The organism is Marinobacter sp. SS8-8, from assembly GCF_030540945.1.
GTDB lineage: Bacteria > Pseudomonadota > Gammaproteobacteria > Pseudomonadales > Oleiphilaceae > Marinobacter.
This window is the reverse complement of the sequence record NZ_JASSVN010000003.1, coordinates 293,064-313,151: the sequence shown is the minus strand read 5'-3', so window position 1 is coordinate 313,151 and position 20,088 is coordinate 293,064. Positions and strand designations below refer to the sequence as shown.

Here is a 20,088-nt window from a genome sequence, read left to right as displayed (position 1 = left end):
CGACTTCAAGGCGCTTGTGACTGTCAGGAGACCCACCTGGACTCAAAGCAGTCGGACGGTTTTCACAAGGCGTGGTGTTGATGGCCTTCCATGCCCCGGAGCTGGAAGGCCTTGAGATGCTGCTAAGGCGATCCTGTCTGGCGCCACTGCTGTGCAGGTTGTCTCAGCCTTGCTGGCTGAGGGACCCAAGGCTCTTGCCAGGATCACCGAAGAGATGGCGCGCAGACTGTCCGGAATGGGCTACGACTCACTGGCCGAAGCCCGGGGTGTCCTTTCCATGGAAAACGCCCGAACGCTCAAATCTGGGAGCGGCTGAACTACGCCCGCCTGTTACATGGTTGGAGATGAAGTTCAAAGGCTTTGCTCGGGAACTTCCCGGATCCGGCCGTGTTCATCGATGGCTACATAAACGAAAAGGCCTTCGGTTACCTTGCGGGGATTCTTCGCGGTGCGGTCCAGAGTCCAGACTTCGACGTTGATCTTCATGGAACTGCGACCGATATCGACCAGCTCGCAATAACAGCCCACCTGTGAACCAACCCGTAACGGCGACAGAAACTCCATCCGGTCCATGGCCACGGTGGCATTGCGGCCCTGGGAAATACGACCGGCCATGGTGGCGGCGGCGATATCCATCTGTTTGACCAGCCAGCCGGCGAACACGTCACCATTGGCGTTGGTATCGACGGGAAGGGGAATTACCTGAAGCGTCAGTTCACCACGAGGTGTGGGTTTGTCATCGTCATGCGCGGTCATAGTACTGCCTTTAGCGAGCCTGGAGTTGTTGTAACCCGCATGGTAGCGGCCTGAGGCGCCGCTGCAAGCAAATTTGAACATTCCGGACTATATTTCAGATGCTGTAACAAAGCTGTCACAGAGTGCCATTAGTCTGCATCCATCGGGAAAACACATCCGACACAACGTCCAAACCGAATAATGGAGACTTGACGTGATGAAACTGAACAAAGCACTCGTGACTGTTGCGCTGGCCGGCTCCGTGGCCGCCCTGTCCGCACCGGCCATGGCCCGTGACACCATCAGCATCGTGGGTTCCTCCACTGTTTATCCGTTCGCTACCGTGGTGGCCGAGCGCTTTGGCACCAAAACCGACTTCAGCACGCCGAAGCTTGAGTCCACTGGCTCCGGCGGTGGTATGAAGCTGTTCTGTCAGGGCATCGGTACCCAGTACCCTGACATCACCAACGCTTCACGCCGCATGAAGACCTCCGAGTTCGAGCTGTGCCAGAGCAACGGTGTTACCGACATCACGGAGTTCCGCATCGGCTCGGACGGCATCGTTATTGCCAGCTCCAAGGATGCCGAGAACCTCGATATCACCCTTGAGCAGCTGTTCCTGGCTCTGGGTTCCAAGGTTCCCGTTGACGGCAAATGGGTTGCCAACCCGAACAAAAGCTGGAGCGACGTGGACTCCAGCCTGCCGAACAAGCCGATCCGAGTGATGGGCCCGCCTCCGACCTCCGGTACCCGGGACTCCTTCAACGAGCTGGCCCTGGCCGCCGGTTGCGACGCGCTGCCTGAGGCGAAGAGCCTGAGCAAAGACGAGCACAGCGCCATCTGCGAAAGCGTCCGTGAAGACGGTGCCTTCATCGAAGCCGGTGAGAACGACAACCTGATTGTTCAGAAGCTGATTGGCGATGCCGCCATGTACGGTGTGTTTGGTTACAGCTTCCTGGAAGAAAACTCAGACCGTCTGCAGGCAGCCACTCTGAACGGCAGGGTTCCGACCGCTGAGGCGATTGCCGCCGATGAATACCCGGTTGCACGCTCACTGTTCTTCTATGTGAAGAAGGCTCACATCGGTGTGGTTCCGGGCATCAAGGATTACGTTGATGAGTTTATCAGCGGCGCGGCCATGGGCCCGAACGGCTACCTGAAAGACGTTGGCCTGATCGTCCCGCCGCGTGCCGCTCTGATGGACCTGATGGACAAGGCAGAGGCTATGCCGAACCTGACGCTGGATGAACTCAAGTAATCAGCCGTCCGGTAAAGCAGGGGTGCGGGTCCCAAACGGGATCCGCGCCCTTTTGTACGTTTGGACGATCTGGTGCCAGCACAGAGCTGAATCTGTAAACTGTGCGCCTATCTGAAGTCGAAGACAGGAATTTTCATGCAACCGGCTAATCTTCTTTTGCTGACCCTGGTGCTGGCCGTCGTCGCCTACGGGCTTGGGTATGCGCGGTCCCGGTCATTGGCCATGCCATTGGGGGGTATTCGTCACCTCAAGTCCCTGCCTTTCTATTATGGGGCCCGTGCGGCACTCTGGAGCGGTATTCCTGCGCTGATTGTGCTGGCCCTTTGGGCGGCCTTTCAGGGAAAAGTCATCCAGTTGATCGTGATTGGCGGGTTGCCGGAAGGCATGATACCAGCAAGTGAAGGCGAGGCCAGCCTGCTGCTCAGCAAGATCAGTAACGTTGCCAGCGGCGCCTTGTCGCCGGCGTTTGCGGAAGCGCCCATCGCGGAGGCGGCGGAGCGTCTGAAGGCCTTGCGCTCCCAAAGTCAGTTTCTGATGTCGGCCCTTGTGATCGCGGTCGCTGTTCTCGCGGGTTTCCTGGGGTGGCTGAGAATCCGGCCACGCCTGAACGCCCGGGCCCAGGTGGAATCCATCCTCAAGTGGCTCTTTTTCTCCTGTGCCGCCCTGGCCATCCTGACCACTGTTGGCATCATCTTTTCGGTCGCACTGGAAACCTTCCGCTTCTTTGAAAAGGTGCCGTTTTCCGAGTTTTTCTTCGGTAGCCAGTGGAGTCCGCAGACTGCACTTCGGGCGGATCAGGTAGCTGCAGAGGGTGCCTTCGGGATGATTCCCCTGTTTACCGGTACGCTGCTTATTTCTGCCATTGCCATGGTGGTGGCGGTGCCGGTCGGCTTGCTGTCTGCTATTTACCTGTCTGAATACGCGAACAAGACAGTTCGTGGTGTGGTCAAGCCGCTGCTGGAAATGCTGGCAGGCATTCCCACGGTGGTTTATGGCTTTTTTGCCGCCTTGACGGTTGCTCCCTTTATCAGCGACCTGGCCGCTTCCCTTGGCATCGAGGCGTCGTCGCAAAGCGCGCTGGCGGCCGGTGCTGTCATGGGCATCATGATCATCCCATTCGTCTCTTCCCTGTCAGACGACGTGATCAACGCCGTACCCCAGGCGATGCGTGATGGCTCCCTTGCCCTGGGAGCGACCCAGTCGGAGACCATGAAGAAGGTTATCTTTCCCGCGGCGTTGCCGGGAATCATGGGTGGCATTCTGCTGGCGGTTTCCCGGGCCATTGGCGAGACAATGATCGTGGTAATGGCCGCTGGCCTGGCTGCGAATCTGACTGCTAACCCACTGGAAACGGTCACAACCGTCACCGTTCAGATTGTCACCCTGCTCACGGGTGACCAGGAATTTGACAGCGCCAAGACGCTGGCCGCCTTCGCACTTGGCGCCATGCTCTTCCTGGCAACCCTGTTGCTCAACGTAATTGCCCTGAAAATTGTCCGTAAATATCGGGAACAGTATGACTGATCAACGTTCACAGGCGGAGATTGTCCGCCAGTCGCTCAAGCGCCGCTACCGCAAGGAACGCAGGTTCCGCGCCTACGGCATACTGGCCATCGCCATTGCCCTGGGGGCTCTGCTAACCCTCTTTACCGACATCATCGCGAAGGGGTACACCGGCTTCGTCAAAACCACCATCACGCTTGAGGTGAATCTTGACCGCGAGATGATGTACCTGGATGACCCCACGGATGAGCGCCAGATGAAAATGGCGGACTTTGTGGAGCCGCTGATACAGGCGCTCATCCAGGAGATCCCCGGGGCGACGGAAGAAGATCGGGACGGCGTTCGCGATCTGATCAACCCCTACGCGTCCGTGACCCTTCGTGATGCGATTAAGGCAAATCCTGGGTGGCTGGGTACTACTCAGACCATGAGCTTCCTCACCCACACTGATGTCGATGTTTATGTGAAACACGCCGGGGATGAGGCCTACTCGATCAAGCTGGATGAGCAGCAGAGGGCCTGGGTGGATGAGCTACTGGAAAGGGATGTCATCGAGACTTCTTTCAACGATGTGTTCTTCAGTGGGGGCGACTCCCGGGATCCGTCCAAAGCGGGTATTCTCGGTGCCATTGTCGGGTCTATGCTGACGATGTTCGTGACCCTGATACTTTCCTTCCCGATCGGCGTGGCAGCGGCTATCTATCTGGAAGAGTTTGCCCCGCAAAACAGGTTCACCGATTTTATTGAGGTCAACATCAACAACCTGGCGGCTGTCCCGTCAATTATTTTCGGTCTGCTGGGTCTGGCGGTGTTCATCAACCTTTTCGGCATGCCGCGGTCTGTTCCGGCGGTCGGTGGCCTGGTACTGACCCTGATGACACTGCCGACCATCATCATATCGAGCCGCGCCGCGATTAAGAGTGTGCCGCCATCGATCCGGGAGGCGGCTGAAGGCATCGGCGCCTCCCGGATGCAGGTGGTTCTGCACCATGTATTGCCTTTGGCCATGCCGGGTATGCTCACCGGCTCAATCATCGGTATGGCCCAGGCGCTCGGAGAGACCGCGCCGCTGCTGCTGATTGGTATGGTCGCGTTCATCGTCGACGTGCCGGACGGCTTCTTCGACTCCGCAACCGTATTGCCCGTGCAGGTGTTCCTGTGGGCAGGCAGCCCCGAGCTGGCCTTTATTGAGCGTGCATCAGCCGCCATTATGGTGCTGTTGACCTTCCTGATCAGTATGAATGCACTGGCGATCTGGATGCGCAAGCGTCTTGAACGCCGGTGGTGAGGAGATTCCAATGAATAGCATTAACCCGACGATTACCGGTGAGGCGTCTCAGCCCGAAGGGGCGGCCATCCCGGTTCAGGAAGAGAAACCGGCGGAAACCATCATCGAGGAAGGCAAAACCGTCGGCAAACCGTTCTCTGGCGATCCGAAGTTCAAACTTCGGGATGTTGACGTATTCTATGGTGACACCCGTGCGATCAAGAAAATCAGTCTGGATATTTCCCGCAATGAGGTCATCGCCTTTATCGGGCCTTCAGGCTGTGGTAAATCCACTTTCCTGCGTTGCCTGAACCGCATGAACGACAGTATTGATATCTGTCGTGTGAAGGGGTCCTTGCAGCTGGACGATCATGACATCTACGACCCCAAGCGGGATGTGGTTGAGCTGCGCGCCCGGGTTGGCATGGTGTTCCAGAAGCCGAACCCCTTCCCGAAGTCGATTTACGACAACGTAGCCTACGGCCCGCGCATTCACGGCCTTGCCAACCGCAAGTCCGATCTGGACGAGATTGTCGAGAACAGCCTGCGCAAAGCGGGCCTGTGGGAAGAAGCAAAGGATCGCCTGGACGCGACCGCAACCGGTATGTCCGGTGGCCAGCAGCAGCGCCTGTGTATCGCCAGGGCCATTGCTGTCAGCCCGGAGGTGATCCTGATGGATGAGCCCTGCTCCGCGCTGGACCCCATCGCGACCGCCAAGGTGGAAGAGCTGATCGCAGAGATGTCGGAGAGCTACACAATTGTTATTGTGACGCACTCCATGCAGCAGGCGGCCCGGGTATCCCATCGCACGGCTTACTTCCACCTCGGGCACCTGGTGGAGGTGAACGAGACCAACAAGGTATTTACCTCGCCGGAACATGAACTGACCGAGTCCTACATCACCGGCCGTTTCGGCTGATTCCGGACCTGGGGAATATTGGAGAACAACAGTATGCCTACGAAGAAGGACGACGTTTACGGAGATCACATCTCCAACAAGTTCAATGACGAACTGATGGCGCTCAAAACCGAGTTCCTGAAAATGGGCGGCATGGTTGAAGCCCAGGTTGAGAATGCCATTCAGGCCCTGGTGGATGGCGACGGCCATCTGGCCGACGAAATCCGCGCCAACGACAAGAAAGTCGACCGGATGGAAGTGGAGATCGACGAAGAGGCGACACTGATTATCGCCCGCCGTCAGCCTACCGCCCGGGACCTGCGCCTGGTGATCTCGGTCATCAAGATGGTGGCTGATCTGGAGCGTGTGGGCGATGAGGCCAAGAAGATCGCCAAACTGGCCATCAAACTGACCGAGGAAGGGCAGGCCCCCCGCGGCTACGTGGAAGTCCGTCATATCGGCGCCCACGTGCTCAGCATGCTCCACGAAGCCCTGGATGCCTTCGCACGTCTGGACTCCGGGCAGGCCCTGCGGATCATGAAGGAAGACAAGCGGGTCGACGAGGAGTATCAGGCGGCGGCCCGCACCCTGCTGACCTTCATGATGGAAGATACCCGCAACATCTCACGGTGCATGTCGGTCATGTGGGTGCTTCGTGCCCTGGAGCGGATCGGTGACCACGCCTGCAACATCGCCGAGAACGTGATCTTCATGGTCAAGGGCGAGGACGTTCGTCATACGCCGGTGGAAGAGGCCGAAAGAGTCGTCGGTCGCTGATCGGTTAAACATCGGAGTTAGGACTTCGTCCAGTCAAAGCTGGGGTCGAAATTGGGGTCAGATGAAAGCTTTCATCTGACCCCGTGTTCATGACCCCGTGTTCATTCAGGCCTGCTTCATCTTGTCGGTATACGGCGGCCACCCCAGCGGCTTGCCGGCCAGGACGTGCAGGTGAATGTGGAACACCGTCTGCCCGGAATTCTCCCCGCAGTTCATGACCACCCGATAGCCGTCATTCGCAAAACCCTGTTCCCTGGCTATCTTCGCTGCCACCAGATACAGATGCCCGACCAGTTCGCGGTCGGCTTCCGTCAGGTCGTTGATGGTGGCGATGGCCTTTTTCGGGATCACCAGAAAATGCACCGGCGCCTGGGGGTTGATGTCATTGAACGCCAGGCTGATGTCGTCCTCGTAAATAATGTCGGCGGGGATTTCCCGGTTGATGATCTTGGTGAAAATCGTCTCTGACATGGTGGCTCCTTTCTGGTTGTACGGATTTTCGCGTTCGGGTTTTAAAGCCGGTTCAGGCCCGGAATCCGGGCGGTGACCTGTTTTAGCATAGGCGGCAACTCTTCATCGATACCCATGGCGTAGCGGGCAACCCGGTTACGGGCGAAGGGCAGGGCGCGGGCGGCGCCGAGGCCGAGGTTCCGGAGCAGGTGCACAGGCGGAACCCGGTTGCTGAACAGATGGTAGAACATATCCATGGTCAGCATCATCCGGCGGTTGGCCGGACGGCGCTGCTGCTCGTACTGATCCAGCCATTTCCGGTCAGCCAGGTCGTCGCCGGCGCGCCTGGCTTCCCTGAGCACGCCTTGCAGTGCCTGGGCGTCCTGGAAGCCGAGGTTTACGCCCTGGCCCGCCAAGGGATTGATGGTGTGGGCCGAGTCACCGGCCAGAACCACCCTGCCCGCGAAATAGTGCCGGGCGTGCTGCCGGGCAATGGGAAAAGAGGCCCGGGCGTCGATGTGGGTCAGCGGTGGCAGGCGCGATGGGAAGGCCGACTGAATTTCGGCCATCAGTTCGTCGTCCTCCAGTGCCTTCAGGCGGGCCAGTTCATCGGGTGCATCGTACCAGACCAGCGAGCCCCAGCTTTCGCCTGGGTGCGCCGGGCCCGCACTGTGCAGCGGCAGGAAGGCCCGGGGACCGGAGGGGTGGAAGCCCTGCCAGGTAATGTCCTCAACCGGACCCTGATAGCGCACGGAGATCACCATGGCCTGCTGGCCATACTGGTTCCGGGTGGTGCCGATGCCGGCGAGATCCCGGACCCGGGACTGGGCGCCATCAGCGCCGATCACCAGGGCTGCGGTGAGTTCGCGACCGTCATCCAGGGTAACGGTGGCCGATTCGCCGGCCTGGCCCAGCGATGAAATGCCGTGTCCGTAAATCAGGGTCACCCGCGGTTCCGCCTCCGCAGTCTGCCGGAGCGCCTGCTGGGTTACCGGGTTCTCGACGATATGGCCGAGATGCTGGGCGCCCAGTTCCGTCGCGTCGAATTCAACTGCAATCAGTTTCCGGGGCACGAGGTTTTGAAGCGGATACCGGGTTTCATCCCAGACCGCAAGCCGCTGGTAGGGCGTTGCCCGCATGTTCAGGATTTTGTTCCAGGCATGGATGCTCCGGAGGTAGCGCTCACTACCGGCGCTCAGGGCGGATACCCGGATATCCGGGCTGGCTTGCGGATCGAAGACCGGCGGGGGAGCACGATCAACCAGGGCGACACTGAAGCCACTCTGGCCGAGGCCAGTGGCCAGGGCGGCACCGACCATGCCGGCGCCAACAACTACAATATCAAAGGCTTGAGTCATATCGGTTTCCTGTCTGATGCCCTCAGTTTACGCGATGACGGTGGTCAGACAAGAGGCCTGGATCAAGCCGGCATGAAACGTGTCAGTACCCAGCCATCCCGGACACCCGTTGTTTCGCGGCGTGGTCGGGCCGGCGGCGATTTTTGACCAGCCAGGCGGGCTTCTGGGCTCCGGGTTTGGTAAAGCCCTGGTTCAGGATCATTGGCTGAACCAGAGTCAGAAAATCCGCTGTTTTCATATGAACCGATTCGGTATGGCTGCCGGCCGCGAAAGCGAGTTCGGGCTGTTCGGTCAGGGCCTCGGCGCAGTACACGGTCATGCCGAACAGGTTGCCAAACGGCGGCATGGCGCCCACTTCACAATCCGGAAACCGGTCCTGGAATTCCTGTTCACCGGCAAGATCAAGAAAGTCGGTCTCAAGAATCCGGGACAGCCTGTCCCAGCGGATGCGCCAGGTAGCCGGCATGACCAGCATGGCCATTTTGCCATCCAGCTCGATAATCACGGTTTTGACGACACGGTCGCCGGCAATCCTTACGTGATGGGACAGTTCCTGGGCGGTAAACGCAGGGGGGTGGGAGAGGCACATATATTCCACGCCTGCCACATCAAGGAACTCCTTCAACTGCTGTACCGGCATAGTGACCACCTCCTACCAGCAATGACAGCGTTCCGGAGCCTGCGGTTGTTGGCTTGCCGGGCCCCGATGGCCTGGCGGGGCCGGAAAACCCCGCCATTAATGGTCAGCTTAGTTGAGGCTGCGCAGTTTGCGAGTAACCGGATGTATCAGTGCGAACCGGTTCACTCGTTCTTGTAGAGATGAACGTCGCGCTGTGGGAATGGGATTGTCAGGCCTTCCCTGTCAAAGGCTTTCTTCACCCGCTCGTGCATGTCCCAGTAAACCGGCCAGAGGTCGTCGGTTTTGGTCCAGGGCCGGACGATGATATTGACCGAGTTGTCGCCCAGCGAACCCACCGATATTCTCGGCTCCGGCTCAGGCAGTACCCGTTCGTCCTCGTCCAGAAGCTGCTTGATCACGGCCCGGGCCTTATCGATGTCATCGCCGTAGGCAATGCCAAAGGTCATGTCGCAACGGCGGGTGTCGTAGTAGCTGACGTTCACCAGCGTAGCGTTGGACAGGCTGCCGTTGGGAATGACGATGCGGCGATTATCGAAGGTGTCGACAATCGTGTAGAGGATGGTAATTTCCCGCACGGCACCGAGATATCCCTGAGCATCAATGGTGTCTCCAACCTTGAACGGTTTGAAGATCAGGATCAGCACGCCGCCGGCGAAGTTGCCAAGGCTGCCCTGAAGGGCCAGACCCACCGCCAGGCCGGCCGCACCGATGATGGCAATGAACGAGGTCGTGGCGATGCCGACCATGGAGGCAACAGAGATGAACAGCAGAATCTTGAGGATCGCGCCAATCAGGCCGCAAAGGAATTTATTAAGTGTCGGATCCTTTTTGCCCAGTTTGTTGTCGAGCACACCGACAAACCGGTTGATCAGCCAGAGGCCGACCACCAGGGTGATGATGGCCAGCACCACTTTTGGTGCATAAGTCATAATCAGGGTCATCGCCTGATTGATCAGCTCTGCAGCGCGTCCATCAGCCCCAAGCAGGTCTTCCATAGTGGACTCCTTGTTCATTGGTAGTTTTTCACAAGTGTCGGATTATCGGAAAAATCCGGCGACAACCTGATTCGTCTGTATCTCACATGACAGAAAAACCGGGCGGGCGTGTATCGCAACCGGCCTTTTCTGGTAGAGGGTTACGCAACCGAACCGGCTCTGGCCCAGTCCAGAATTGTTTCCGGGCCCCCGCGGACAAGAATTCGACCCTCTTTCCGGCTTAGCTGGTAGTCATACATGGGGTCGTAGTAATCCTGCAGCAACGCCTGAATCCAGGCATTGTGGGCTTCTGTCCGGCCACTGGCTTGCTGTTCTGCAAGCGCCTGTTCCATCAGGCTGCGAAGCTGCTGGTGTCGCTCGCCTCCCAGACGTTTACGGATGCGATCAAGGGCGCTGAGCAGATAGTCCCGGAAATTCAGCCAGCCGGCCTCGGCGCCATCCCGGTTGACGTAATCCGCGACCATACCCTCAACATAGTCTTCGCGGATGATGGTAATGCGCTCCTCCAGCGGTTGCTCCAGGATCATCAGGGGGGATTCGGCCATCCTTGCCCTGAGCGATTCGGGCAGGGCGCAGCGACCGACCAGACGGCTCTCGTCTTCCAGATAAACAGACCCGCCAATGAGATGATGAGCCTTAAGCATGGCCACGGTGAGCCGGTTCTCAAAGTCGATCTGGGAGGGTTGCGCAGTAACCTGCCCCCCAAAACTGGAGCCTCGATGGTTGGCCAGGCCTTCAAGGTCCACCGGATTGGAGAGCTGCTTCAGAACCCGGGTCTTGCCGGTCCCTGTACGACCGCTGAGGATGCGGAATTCGCTGGATTCGATCCGGGCTTCCAGGCTGTCGATCAGGAAGCGGCGCAGGGCCTTGTAGCCGCCTTTTACCAGAGGGTAGTCAATGCCGGCCTCGCGGATCCATTGCTGGGTAAGCCGGGAGCGCAGGCCGCCCCGGAAGCAGAACAGGTAGCCCTCAGGGTGGCGGGCGACAAAGTGTTTCCAGGTTTCAATGCGCTGAGCCCTGGTGTCACCTGAGACCAATTGATGTCCCAGTTCAATGGCCTTGCCCTGGCCCTTTTCCTTGTAACAGATGCCGACCCGATGGCGCTCCTCGTCATTCATCAGAGGCGCATTTTCCGCATTCGGAAAGCTGCCCCGGGCGAACTCCACCGGTGCCCGGACGTCCATCAGGGGCAGGTCATTCAGGAACAGGGAAAGGTAGTCGTCGGTGTCGGGTCTGCTTGCCATTTCAGCGATAAGTCAGTTGTCGAATGGAGGCGGCAGTATAGCGGAAGTGGGTGTTTTCTGCTTGTCGGGCCCTGTTTCCGGCCCACAAAAATAAAGGGCAACCCTGGGGCTGCCCTTTCTCGGAACAGGTCGGCGCATCCTTGCGCATTGGACAACAACCGTGTTGCCAGATCCCTGCGCCACTCCATGGTGCCGGCATCCGAGCCAGCTATCCGAATAATTATCCCTTAAGCGAGGCGTCCCTGTGTCCTTGCCTCTCCCTGCATTCCATGCCGGGGTGCATCCGGTGCGCCATCCCTTTCCCTGTCATCCTTGAAGAAAAGACTATACCAATTGAATGATGACAATCGTGTGAACTGCGCGCCCGCGATAACCCGCGATAAATGGCTCGGGAAGGGTGTTCGGCAATAAAATATGTTTATCAGTGGGTTAGGTTTTCCCAGAGGGTCGGCTAATGCCCCCGCGCACGCGATGCCACTGCAAGATCGCACGCGCCTGTAGGAAATATCTCACAACGATTCGGGTGAATTTCTCAAATCCGGTTTTCCAGCCTTCCGGATGCCGGGCCAGGGGAAGAGCCCGATGGCGATGCCGGCGGCGTCCGCAGCCAGATCGGCCAGGGAAAATTCCCGGTATGGCAGGTGTGCCTGGATGATTTCGATGCCCAGGCCAAAGCCCAGCAGTGCCGGCGCAAACCAGATGGCCCGAAGACCCGGCCAGGAGAGGCGGGTCAGGATGGTGAGCTCAAGGAAGGCGATCAGGTGGTTCACCTTGTCGCTGGAGGAAGAGGGCACGGGGTAAGGGTCATCCGTTGTCGCCAGGAATCCGATGGCCAGCACGGATATCACAAAGGCTACCCGCCACAGTGCGCGATAGTTCAGCAGGCTGGTCAGTCGGTGTTTCAGTGTTGCCATCGGGGAAGTCCCTGGGAGTTGCCGGGCTGTGGGAATGTTGCCAACATGATATGCTTTGCGCCCCGTCATTGTCATGGAAGCGGAGGTCCTGCCAGCGATGCTCAAGGGTAATTTTTTTCGTGGACTGGGCTACCTGGGTGAAGGTTTCCGCCTGATTCGTCAGCCCGGCCTGCGGCTATTTGTCATTATTCCACTGGTTATCAATATCCTGCTCTTTGGGTTGCTGTTCTTCTTCCTGGGCGAGCTTTTTGCCGGCCTGGTTGCCACCGCCATGGGTTGGCTGCCGGACTGGGCCTGGCTCCAGGCAATGGACTGGCTGTTCTGGATTCTGTATGGCGCTGTCATTCTGTTAATGCTGGCGTACGGTTTTGTGATTGTTGCCAACCTCATCGGCTCCCCATTCTACGGATACCTTGCCGAACTGACCGAAAAACACCTGACCGGTCAGGAGGTCAACACCGACGACAGTTGGGCGACGATCATCAAAGACGTGCCACGCACGCTCTGGCGCGAGGTACAGAAAATTCTCTACTACCTGCCCCGTGCCATCGGCCTGCTTATCATCGGTCTGATCCCGGTGGTTAACCTGATTGCAGCCGTTCTGTGGTTTCTTTTCAACAGCTGGATGATGGCGCTGCAGTATGTGGACTATCCCGCAGACAATCATAAGGTCAGTTTCCCGGCATTGCGCCGCTTACTGGGTGATACCCGGTTGACGGCATTGGGCTTTGGCCTGCCGGTGGCATTGGCGGCCATGGTGCCGGTTCTGAACCTGTTTGTGGTGCCGGCGGCGGTGTGTGGGGCCGCGGCTTACTGGGTTCGCGAGAACGGCGCGACCAGAAATTAATTGGTCTGGAGGTTTCTTGGATACATCGGAATTTGTTATCGGTCAGCGTTGGGTCAGCCACAGTGATACCGGCCTGGGGTTGGGGATTGTCACGGACATCTCTGGCCGAAGGGTTACCCTGGGATTCCCTGCTGCCGATGAAGAGCGCACCTACGCAATTGATAACGCGCCGCTTTCCCGCATCATTTATCAGGTCGGGGAGGAAATTGAGACCTTTGAGGGTGAGCGTTATATCGTGCGCGCGGTCGAGGATCTCGGCGGTGTGCTGATGTATCACGCGGAGAATGGCACTGATGTGCACGGAATCTCCGAAGTGAAGCTGGCCGGATCAGTGAACTTCTCGGCCCCGCACCAGCGGCTGTTTGCGGGTCAGTTCGACCGAAACGGCGCCTTTCGTCTGAGGTTCGCCACACTCCAGCATATGAATCGCCTGCGGGGGTCCCCGGCCCGGGGGCTGATCGGTGCCCGTACCCAGCATCTGCCGCACCAGATCTACATCGCCCATGAGGTGGCGAGGCGCCATGCGCCGAGGGTTATGCTGGCAGACGAGGTGGGTCTCGGCAAAACCATCGAAGCTGGCCTGATCCTGCACTACCAGTTTCACACCGGGCGGGCAAAGCGCGCACTCATCGTAGTGCCGGACTCCCTGACGCATCAGTGGCTGGTGGAAATGCTCCGGCGCTTCAATCTGCGTTTTTCGATTGTGGACCAGGGCCGCTACGATGCCTTGAAAGAGCAGGAAAGCGATGTCGATGCGCTGGTGAACCACATCTTCGGCGGCGATGACCCTGTCAATCCCTTCGAAAGCGACCAACTGGTGCTGTGCAGTCTCGACTTTCTGATGGACAGCCCGCAGGCCCGGGAAGATGCCCTGCGGGCTGAATGGGACCTGATGGTGGTGGACGAGGCTCATCATCTGGCCTGGGCCCCAGGGCAAGCCAGCCCCGAATACCAGATTGTGGAAGAACTTTCGGCGATCAGTCGTGGCCTGTTGCTGCTGACGGCGACACCGGAGCAGGTTGGCGTCGCCAGTCACTTTGCACGGTTGCGATTACTGGACCCCGCCCGATTTCACGATCTGGAAGCCTTCCGGAAGGAAGAGCAGCAGTATGAGGCCATCAACGGCGTGGTGTGTCGGCTTCAGGACGAAGGGGTTGATATCAGTGCCGAGGATCGGAAGCGGCTGCGGAACTGGCTGGGGGATGAACTGGACCAGTTGCTGGCCGGTGACGATCCGCGCCAGTCGGTGATCGATGCCCTGCTGGATCGCCATGGCACCGGCCGGGTGCTGTTCCGGAATACCCGGGCGGCGATTCAAGGGTTCCCCGAGCGTCGTCCGGCCCCTACGCCATTGCCATGCCCGGATATCTACGAGGGTCAGGTCTCCGGAATGCAGGGACTGGCGCCCGAGCAGTTGGTGTCTGAGGAACGATGGCTGGCAAACGATCCCCGGGTGGCCTGGCTGGAGAAAAAACTGGCCAGCCTGCGCCCCGCCAAGGCAGTCGTCATCTGTGCCCGCGCCGAAACCGCCATGGCCCTTGAGCGCTATCTTCAGTTGCGTGCTGGTATCCGCAGTGCCGCCTTCCACCAACATCTGAGCCTCATTGAGCGCGACCGGGCGGCCGCCTACTTTGCCGACAGTGAACAGGGCGCCCAGGTATTGATCTGTTCCGAAATAGGCAGTGAGGGCCGGAACTTCCAGTTCGCCCATCATCTGGTGCTGTTTGATCTGCCCGCCAATCCGGATCTGCTCGAACAGCGCATCGGGCGTCTGGACCGGATCGGCCAGACCGACGCCATTGATATCCATATTCCTTACCTGCAAGGGACCAGCCAGGAAGTTCAGTTCCGGTGGTTCCACGAAGGTTTGAATGCCTTTGCCGAAAGCTGTGCGGTTGGCGTGGCGGTTCAGGAGGCTGTCCGGAGTCTATGGCAGAAGGCCATCGAGGGTGACACCGATGCCACTGATGAGCTGGTCAGGGCCACGGCTGAAGAGTCGCAGCGTCTGAAAACGCTGCTCCAGAACGGCCGTGATGCGCTGATTGAACTCAATTCCTGCCGCCGGGATGTGGCTGAAGATCTGATTGCCGCCATTGAGGAAGAAGAAGGCGAGGTCCGGGTTCGTGATTACATGATGGAGGCCTTCGACATTCTCGGGGTGGATGTGGAAGACCACGCTGATCATTCCGACATTCTCCGCCCGGGTGAGCAATATCAGGCCGGTCACGTGGCCGAACTGCCGGAAGACGGCATAACGGTGACCTGGGATCGCCGGAATGCCCTGGAACGGGAAGATCTGGCCTTTATGAGCTGGGAACACCCGATGGTGACCGGAGTGATGGATTCGGTCACCAGTTCCGGCCTGGGCAAGGCAGCGCTCGCCAGTCTTTCGGTCAAGGCGCTGCCTGCGGGTACCCTGCTGATGGAGGCGCTGTTTACCGTGCACTGTCCGGCACCGGAAGCCCTGCAGCTGACCCGCTATCTGCCGGTCTCGCCATTGCGGTTGCTGGTGGACGTGAACGGCAAGGAGCTGTCGGGTGCGCTGCCCCACGACCGGTTGAACGACCTGTGCTCAAACATTCGCCGGCGCACGGCCCAGGCCATCGTGCCCCAGATTCGTCCGCAGGTTGAAACCATGGTGGATCATGTGGAACGGCTTTCGGAGCCTCATCTGGAACCCCTGAAGGCCCAGGCGCTTGAGCAGCTCGCCGCCAGCTTCGGGCCGGAAATCCGCAGATTGGAAGCGTTGCAGAAAGTGAATCCGGCGATCCGGGCAGAGGAAATCGACTTTTTCCGAAACCAGTTCGGGGCGGCGAGGGATGCCATAGGCCATGCCAGCCTGGCGCTGGAAGGTATTCGGGTGATCGTAACCGCCTGAGTCAGCCTGTGACAGGCGTAACTGGCTGACTGTGCGGCATTTGCTGGTCAGCCATCCGCTGATGCGGTACGGTGAACCTAACAAATTGTAGTCTTCAACATTCCTGAACCATGGATGACAGAGAGAACCTATGATGACTTTCATTCTGCTTGTAGTGGCACTGGCCGGCCTGTTGATTGTGATGCGGCGCGAGTCCGGTGCAACGTCCGCCATTGGTGTGATGGCAGGGGTTGGTTTGCTGTCCCTGATCCTTGCCTCCGGTTGGCTGGCGCTGGTGCTGTTTATCGGTGCTGCGGCAACAGCGGCCGCAGGCTTGCCAGGCTTCCGCCAGAGCTGGCTGACACCCCGCATTTTCGCGATGTTCAAGAAAGTCGCGCCCAAGGTTTCGGATACCGAGAAAGTCGCCCTGGAAGCGGGCACTGTGGGCTGGGATGGCGAACTGTTTACCGGTCGTCCGGACTGGCACAACCTGCTGGTTAACCGCTATACCGGCCTGAGCGAGGAAGAGCAGGCTTTCGTGGACAATCAGTGCACCCAGGCAATCTCCATGTGCAACGCCTGGGATGTGGCCTTTGAAAGGGCAGACCTGCCGAAGGAGCTGTGGGATTTCCTCAAGAAGGAAAAGTTCTTCGGCATGATTATCCCGAAGGAATACGGCGGCCTGGAATTCTCGGCCAAGGCCCAGACAGCGGTTCTGCAAAAACTGGCTGCGAACGAATCCCTGATGGTGTCGGTAGGCGTACCCAACTCTCTCGGCCCGGGTGAGTTGCTGGTCAAGTACGGGACCGACGAACAGAAGACGCATTACCTGCCTCGCCTGGCCGATGGCCGTGAGATTCCCTGTTTCGGCCTGACCGGCCCCCGCGCCGGCTCCGATGCAACCTCACTGCCGGACACTGGCATCGTGTGCAAGCAGGAAGTGGACGGCAAGGAAGTGGTGGGAATCCGGCTCAATTTCGAGAAGCGCTGGATTACCCTGGCACCCATCGCCACGGTTGTCGGCCTGGCCTTCCGGATGTTTGATCCGGACGGGTTGCTGGGCGACACCAAAGACTATGGTATTACCTGCGCCCTGATCCCCCGGGACACCAAGGGTATGGAAATCGGACGCCGCCACTGCCCGATCGGCAGCCCGTTCCTGAACGGACCGATCAAGGGTGCTGACGTATTCATCCCACTGGACTATATCATCGGCGGCGTGGAGATGGCGGGCCAGGGCTGGCGCATGCTGGTTGAGTGCCTGTCGGTTGGCCGCTGTATTACCCTGCCTTCCGGTGCCGCCGGTGCGGCTGCCTACTCGGTCGGAACCGCCGGTGGCTTTACCCGGATCCGCCGCCAGTTCAACGCGCCGGTTGCGGATATGGAAGGTGTGCAGGAGCCTCTGGCCCGCATTGCCGCCAAGACCTATATCGCTCAGGCGGCGGTTAACCACACCGCCAACATGATCGATAAAGGAGAGAAGCCGGCGGTGCCGTCTGCAATTCTCAAGTATCACCTGACCGAATTCCAGAGGAGTGTCCTAACTGATGCCATGGATGTCCACGGCGGCAAGACGGTGACCCTCGGCCCCCGCAACTATCTGGGTATCGGTTTCAGCGGTGCAGCCGTTTCGATCACCGTTGAGGGTGCCAACATCATGACCCGCAGCCTGATGATCTTCGGGCAGGGTGCGGTCCGCTGTCATCCCTACGTGCTCAGGGAGCTGGCGGCCAAGGATAACGATGATATCAAGGCGTTTGACGATGCTATCTTCGGCCATGCCGGCCTGATTTTCGGCAATGCCGCCCGCGCCTTTACCCAGGCGCTGGGTCTTGGTCGTGCGGATGTGCCGTTCGACACTGCCAGCCGCAAATACGCCCAGGCGGTGGCCCGCTTCAGTGCAGCCTTCGGCCTTTGCTCCGATGCCGCCATGACCACCCTGGGCGGCGAGCTGAAAATGCGCGAACTGATCTCGGCACGGCTGGGAGATATGTTGTCCAACCTGTACCTGGCCTCCATGGTGCTGAAGAGCTGGCACGAGACTCAGCCGGTGCAGGGCGAGAGGGAAGTGATGGAGTACAGCCTCAGTCTGCTGATGCACCGTACTGAAAACGCTCTGGATGAGTTTCTGCAGAACCTGCCGAATCGCGCAGTGGCGTTGGTTCTGCGGGGCGTCACCATGCCGCTGGGTCGCCGTTGGGATAGCCCCCATGACGACCTCTCCCGCAAGCTGGCCCGGGCAATCTCAACTGACACGCCGATCCGTAACAAGCTGATAGCGGGCGTATGGACCAGCAATGGTGAGGGTACCGTGGAAAACCCGGTTGCCCGCTACAATGGTCTGTTGAAGGACTACGACAAGGCAGAGCAGTTGTACCGGAAGGTGACCAAGGCCTACGCCAGGGGCGAGCTGCCTATGACGGCGCTGCACCCCGAAGAGCGGTTTGAAGCCGCCCTGGAAGCCGGTGTCTACACCGGGGAAGAGGCCGACTTCATGCGCCAGTACGAAGCCGTGGTGCTGGAAATGCTGACTGTGGACGACTTCCCGTTTGATGCCTTTGCGCACAACAAGAAGTCTGTGATTGACCACAACCCTGCCTGACCGGAGACATGCCCTGACATGTGGTTGTCTTTTTTTGCAGTAAGTGTTGGCGCCGTGATCGGCGCCAACCTTCGTTGGGCCCTGGGGTTGTGGCTGAATACCACCTACCATGCAATTCCTTACGGTACGCTGGTCGCCAACCTCAGTGGTGGCTGGCTGATCGGCCTGATGATTGGCTACTTCAGTCATGGCACCACATTGGCGCCGGAATGGCGGCTGTTCGCCATCACCGGTCTGTGTGGTGCACTGACGACTTTTTCCACTTTTTCTCTCGAGATGTTTGCCGCGATTCAGGACGGTAAATGGGCCATGGCCATCATCGGTATCCTGGCTCATGTGGTCGGCTCCATCCTCATGACTGCGCTGGGAATTTACACCTTTAGCCTGTTGAAGGGGTGATGGGTACCACTACCTACATAAAATCTCGAAAATACCCTTGGCAAGCTTCGGATTCAGGAGTAGAGTTGGGCTGGTAGGAAAGATTCAGCAAAGCATTTCATGAATAAGACGTACCTCCGCAGTTCGTAGTGACCGTCCTGTTTTTGATTCCGCGAGTTCTGTATTTCCGCAAAACGCCGACCTTGCACCACGAGAGTGTGCGGCGGCAGATAATATGATTGATTTCAGGAAGTTTAAGTATGTCTACTACTACCGGTACTGTTAAGTTCTTCAACGAAGCAAAAGGCTTTGGCTTTATCACTCGTGAAGGCGGCCCGGACGTTTTTGTTCACTACAGCGCTATTCAGGGCAGCGGTTTCAAGACTCTGGCAGAAGGCCAGCAGGTTGAGTTCACCGTTACCCAGGGCCAGAAAGGTCCCCAGGCGGAGAATGTTGTTCCGCTGTAATCCCTGAGGGATTCGGGAATAATCGCCAGAAAGGCAGCTTCGGCTGCCTTTTTTGATCCTTGAAATCGTCCTTCCGCGGCTATCCGTTTTGTGATTTTCCCCGCGCTGTGTAATCTTTGTTTCCCTGTTGCTCGTTAAAACGGAAGTCGAGACCTACAGGAATCGTTTCATGCTCCGAATGCTCAAAGCTGCCTGGATTCTGTTCTGGGCCATATTGCTCACCCTGATTCTGTTTTTGCCGATCGTGATCGCTGCTCTGTGCGGAAAACGCGGTGATGCGGCGTTTCACGGTACCCAGATCTTTGCCTGGGGGATTCTGAAAGTCTGCGGTATCCGGCTGCGGGTCCGTGGCAGGGAAAACATTCAGCCCGGCCAGCGTTATGTGATTCTGAGCAATCATGCCTCCTACTTTGATCCTCCGGCCCTGGTGCTGGCGCTGCGGTTGCAGTACCGCTGGGTAATCAAGAAGGAATTGCGCAAGGTGCCCCTGTTCGGGCTGGCACTGGAAACGTCCCGCAACCTGTTTATCGACAGGTCCAGGGGCGCTGATGCGCTGGAGAGTATCAAGCGGGGTGTTGCCCAACTGCCCAATGGCACCGGCATCCTGATTTTTCCGGAGGGCACACGCTCCCTGGACGGGAAGCTGCTGCCGTTCAAGAAAGGTGGCTTTGTGATCGCCAAGGATGGTCAGCTTCCGATTCTCCCTGTCACCATCCGGGGCTCTCACCAACGGCTTCCCAAGGGGCATGCTACTTTCACTCCCGGTGAGATTGAAATCGTGATCCATCCTCCGGTGGCCACCGGGGATCTGCCCCTCGATGACCTGATGACGGATGTTCGAAACAGCATCGCGTCGTCACTCTGAGCCATAAAAAACCCGACAACTTTGCCGGGTTTT

19 protein-coding genes are annotated in these 20,088 nt (G+C 58.7%); 12 read left to right on the top strand and 7 right to left on the bottom strand.

The window, feature by feature from the left end; genetic code table 11:
- Positions 1 to 151: 151 nt before the first annotated feature.
- Positions 152 to 316 carry a hypothetical protein gene (locus QPL96_RS05280; RefSeq protein WP_303286061.1) on the top strand — a complete coding sequence of 55 codons (165 nt, stop codon included), beginning with the start codon at positions 152 to 154 and terminating at the stop codon, positions 314 to 316.
- Between the two features lie 35 nt (positions 317 to 351).
- Here the strand turns inward: QPL96_RS05280 and QPL96_RS05275 are convergent, their stop codons facing one another.
- The gene (locus tag QPL96_RS05275; protein WP_303286060.1) at positions 352 to 756 is read right to left on the bottom strand and encodes an acyl-CoA thioesterase; all 405 of its coding nucleotides are present in this window, start codon (positions 754 to 756) and stop codon (positions 352 to 354) included.
- Between the two features lie 193 nt (positions 757 to 949).
- On the opposite strand from QPL96_RS05275, the gene QPL96_RS05270 reads away from it, so the two are divergent.
- From QPL96_RS05270 to phoU, 5 genes are all read left to right on the top strand, one after another.
- Complete coding sequence (locus tag QPL96_RS05270) at positions 950 to 1,993, top strand: substrate-binding domain-containing protein (protein ID WP_303286059.1); 1,044 nt, start codon at positions 950 to 952, stop codon at positions 1,991 to 1,993.
- Between the two features lie 135 nt (positions 1,994 to 2,128).
- The gene (pstC, locus tag QPL96_RS05265; RefSeq protein ID WP_303286058.1) at positions 2,129 to 3,517 is read left to right on the top strand and encodes a phosphate ABC transporter permease subunit PstC; all 1,389 of its coding nucleotides are present in this window, start codon (positions 2,129 to 2,131) and stop codon (positions 3,515 to 3,517) included.
- On the top strand, positions 3,510 to 4,784 hold the full coding sequence (gene pstA, locus QPL96_RS05260; RefSeq protein ID WP_303286057.1) for a phosphate ABC transporter permease PstA: 1,275 nt from the start codon (positions 3,510 to 3,512) through the stop codon (positions 4,782 to 4,784). Before pstC ends, pstA begins: the two co-directional genes overlap by 8 nt.
- 10 nt (positions 4,785 to 4,794) lie before the next feature.
- Positions 4,795 to 5,682: a phosphate ABC transporter ATP-binding protein PstB gene (pstB, locus tag QPL96_RS05255; RefSeq protein WP_303286055.1), complete on the top strand. Its 888-nt coding sequence runs from the start codon at positions 4,795 to 4,797 to the stop codon at positions 5,680 to 5,682.
- 33 nt (positions 5,683 to 5,715) lie between these two features.
- Positions 5,716 to 6,438 (top strand): phosphate signaling complex protein PhoU, encoded by a 723-nt coding sequence (phoU, locus tag QPL96_RS05250; protein ID WP_303286053.1) that lies wholly within the window; start codon positions 5,716 to 5,718, stop codon positions 6,436 to 6,438.
- 105 nt (positions 6,439 to 6,543) lie between these two features.
- Here the strand turns inward: phoU and QPL96_RS05245 are convergent, their stop codons facing one another.
- The 6 genes from QPL96_RS05245 to QPL96_RS05220 all read right to left on the bottom strand — a co-directional run bounded on the left by QPL96_RS05245 (position 6,544) and on the right by QPL96_RS05220 (position 12,039).
- Entirely contained in the window at positions 6,544 to 6,909 is a 366-nt protein-coding gene (locus QPL96_RS05245) for a histidine triad nucleotide-binding protein (protein WP_303286052.1), read from the bottom strand.
- A gap of 41 nt (positions 6,910 to 6,950) precedes the next feature.
- Complete coding sequence (locus QPL96_RS05240; protein WP_303286051.1) at positions 6,951 to 8,246, bottom strand: FAD-dependent monooxygenase; 1,296 nt, start codon at positions 8,244 to 8,246, stop codon at positions 6,951 to 6,953.
- A gap of 82 nt (positions 8,247 to 8,328) precedes the next feature.
- Complete coding sequence (locus QPL96_RS05235) at positions 8,329 to 8,886, bottom strand: aminoacyl-tRNA deacylase (RefSeq protein ID WP_303286050.1); 558 nt, start codon at positions 8,884 to 8,886, stop codon at positions 8,329 to 8,331.
- Positions 8,887 to 9,047: 161 nt separating this feature from the next.
- Positions 9,048 to 9,881 (bottom strand): mechanosensitive ion channel family protein, encoded by an 834-nt coding sequence (locus tag QPL96_RS05230; protein WP_303286049.1) that lies wholly within the window; start codon positions 9,879 to 9,881, stop codon positions 9,048 to 9,050.
- A gap of 140 nt (positions 9,882 to 10,021) precedes the next feature.
- On the bottom strand, positions 10,022 to 11,125 hold the full coding sequence (mnmH, locus tag QPL96_RS05225; protein WP_303286048.1) for a tRNA 2-selenouridine(34) synthase MnmH: 1,104 nt from the start codon (positions 11,123 to 11,125) through the stop codon (positions 10,022 to 10,024).
- Positions 11,126 to 11,634: 509 nt separating this feature from the next.
- A complete protein-coding gene (locus QPL96_RS05220; RefSeq protein ID WP_303286046.1) occupies positions 11,635 to 12,039 on the bottom strand; it encodes a VanZ family protein in 405 nt (134 codons plus the stop codon).
- Between the two features lie 97 nt (positions 12,040 to 12,136).
- Between QPL96_RS05220 and cysZ the strand changes: the two genes are divergently transcribed.
- From cysZ to QPL96_RS05190, 6 genes are all read left to right on the top strand, one after another.
- The gene (gene cysZ, locus QPL96_RS05215; protein ID WP_303286145.1) at positions 12,137 to 12,886 is read left to right on the top strand and encodes a sulfate transporter CysZ; all 750 of its coding nucleotides are present in this window, start codon (positions 12,137 to 12,139) and stop codon (positions 12,884 to 12,886) included.
- A 16-nt stretch (positions 12,887 to 12,902) separates the two neighbouring features.
- Complete coding sequence (rapA, locus tag QPL96_RS05210; protein WP_303286044.1) at positions 12,903 to 15,764, top strand: RNA polymerase-associated protein RapA; 2,862 nt, start codon at positions 12,903 to 12,905, stop codon at positions 15,762 to 15,764.
- A gap of 130 nt (positions 15,765 to 15,894) precedes the next feature.
- On the top strand, positions 15,895 to 18,345 hold the full coding sequence (locus tag QPL96_RS05205; RefSeq protein WP_303286043.1) for an acyl-CoA dehydrogenase: 2,451 nt from the start codon (positions 15,895 to 15,897) through the stop codon (positions 18,343 to 18,345).
- An 18-nt stretch (positions 18,346 to 18,363) separates the two neighbouring features.
- Positions 18,364 to 18,744, top strand: a complete 381-nt coding sequence (gene crcB, locus QPL96_RS05200) for a fluoride efflux transporter CrcB (protein WP_303286041.1) — start codon at positions 18,364 to 18,366, stop codon at positions 18,742 to 18,744.
- 239 nt (positions 18,745 to 18,983) lie between these two features.
- Positions 18,984 to 19,190, top strand: coding sequence for a cold-shock protein (locus QPL96_RS05195; protein WP_044389091.1), 207 nt, complete (start codon positions 18,984 to 18,986; stop codon positions 19,188 to 19,190).
- A gap of 169 nt (positions 19,191 to 19,359) precedes the next feature.
- A complete protein-coding gene (locus QPL96_RS05190; RefSeq protein ID WP_303286038.1) occupies positions 19,360 to 20,055 on the top strand; it encodes a lysophospholipid acyltransferase family protein in 696 nt (231 codons plus the stop codon).
- The last annotated feature ends 33 nt before the right edge of the window (positions 20,056 to 20,088 follow it).

Coding starts and splice junctions, on each gene's coding strand:
- QPL96_RS05190 (WP_303286038.1), top strand. CDS start 19,360: ATGCTCCGAATGCTCAAAGCTGCCTGGATTCTGTTCTGGGCCATATTG.
- pstA (WP_303286057.1), top strand. CDS start 3,510: ATGACTGATCAACGTTCACAGGCGGAGATTGTCCGCCAGTCGCTCAAG.
- QPL96_RS05240 (WP_303286051.1), bottom strand. CDS start 8,246: ATGACTCAAGCCTTTGATATTGTAGTTGTTGGCGCCGGCATGGTCGGT.
- QPL96_RS05220 (WP_303286046.1), bottom strand. CDS start 12,039: ATGGCAACACTGAAACACCGACTGACCAGCCTGCTGAACTATCGCGCA.
- QPL96_RS05235 (WP_303286050.1), bottom strand. CDS start 8,886: ATGCCGGTACAGCAGTTGAAGGAGTTCCTTGATGTGGCAGGCGTGGAA.
- QPL96_RS05245 (WP_303286052.1), bottom strand. CDS start 6,909: ATGTCAGAGACGATTTTCACCAAGATCATCAACCGGGAAATCCCCGCC.
- crcB (WP_303286041.1), top strand. CDS start 18,364: ATGTGGTTGTCTTTTTTTGCAGTAAGTGTTGGCGCCGTGATCGGCGCC.
- pstB (WP_303286055.1), top strand. CDS start 4,795: ATGAATAGCATTAACCCGACGATTACCGGTGAGGCGTCTCAGCCCGAA.
- mnmH (WP_303286048.1), bottom strand. CDS start 11,125: ATGGCAAGCAGACCCGACACCGACGACTACCTTTCCCTGTTCCTGAAT.
- phoU (WP_303286053.1), top strand. CDS start 5,716: ATGCCTACGAAGAAGGACGACGTTTACGGAGATCACATCTCCAACAAG.
- QPL96_RS05275 (WP_303286060.1), bottom strand. CDS start 756: ATGACCGCGCATGACGATGACAAACCCACACCTCGTGGTGAACTGACG.
- pstC (WP_303286058.1), top strand. CDS start 2,129: ATGCAACCGGCTAATCTTCTTTTGCTGACCCTGGTGCTGGCCGTCGTC.
- QPL96_RS05205 (WP_303286043.1), top strand. CDS start 15,895: ATGATGACTTTCATTCTGCTTGTAGTGGCACTGGCCGGCCTGTTGATT.
- QPL96_RS05230 (WP_303286049.1), bottom strand. CDS start 9,881: ATGGAAGACCTGCTTGGGGCTGATGGACGCGCTGCAGAGCTGATCAAT.
- QPL96_RS05195 (WP_044389091.1), top strand. CDS start 18,984: ATGTCTACTACTACCGGTACTGTTAAGTTCTTCAACGAAGCAAAAGGC.
- cysZ (WP_303286145.1), top strand. CDS start 12,137: ATGCTCAAGGGTAATTTTTTTCGTGGACTGGGCTACCTGGGTGAAGGT.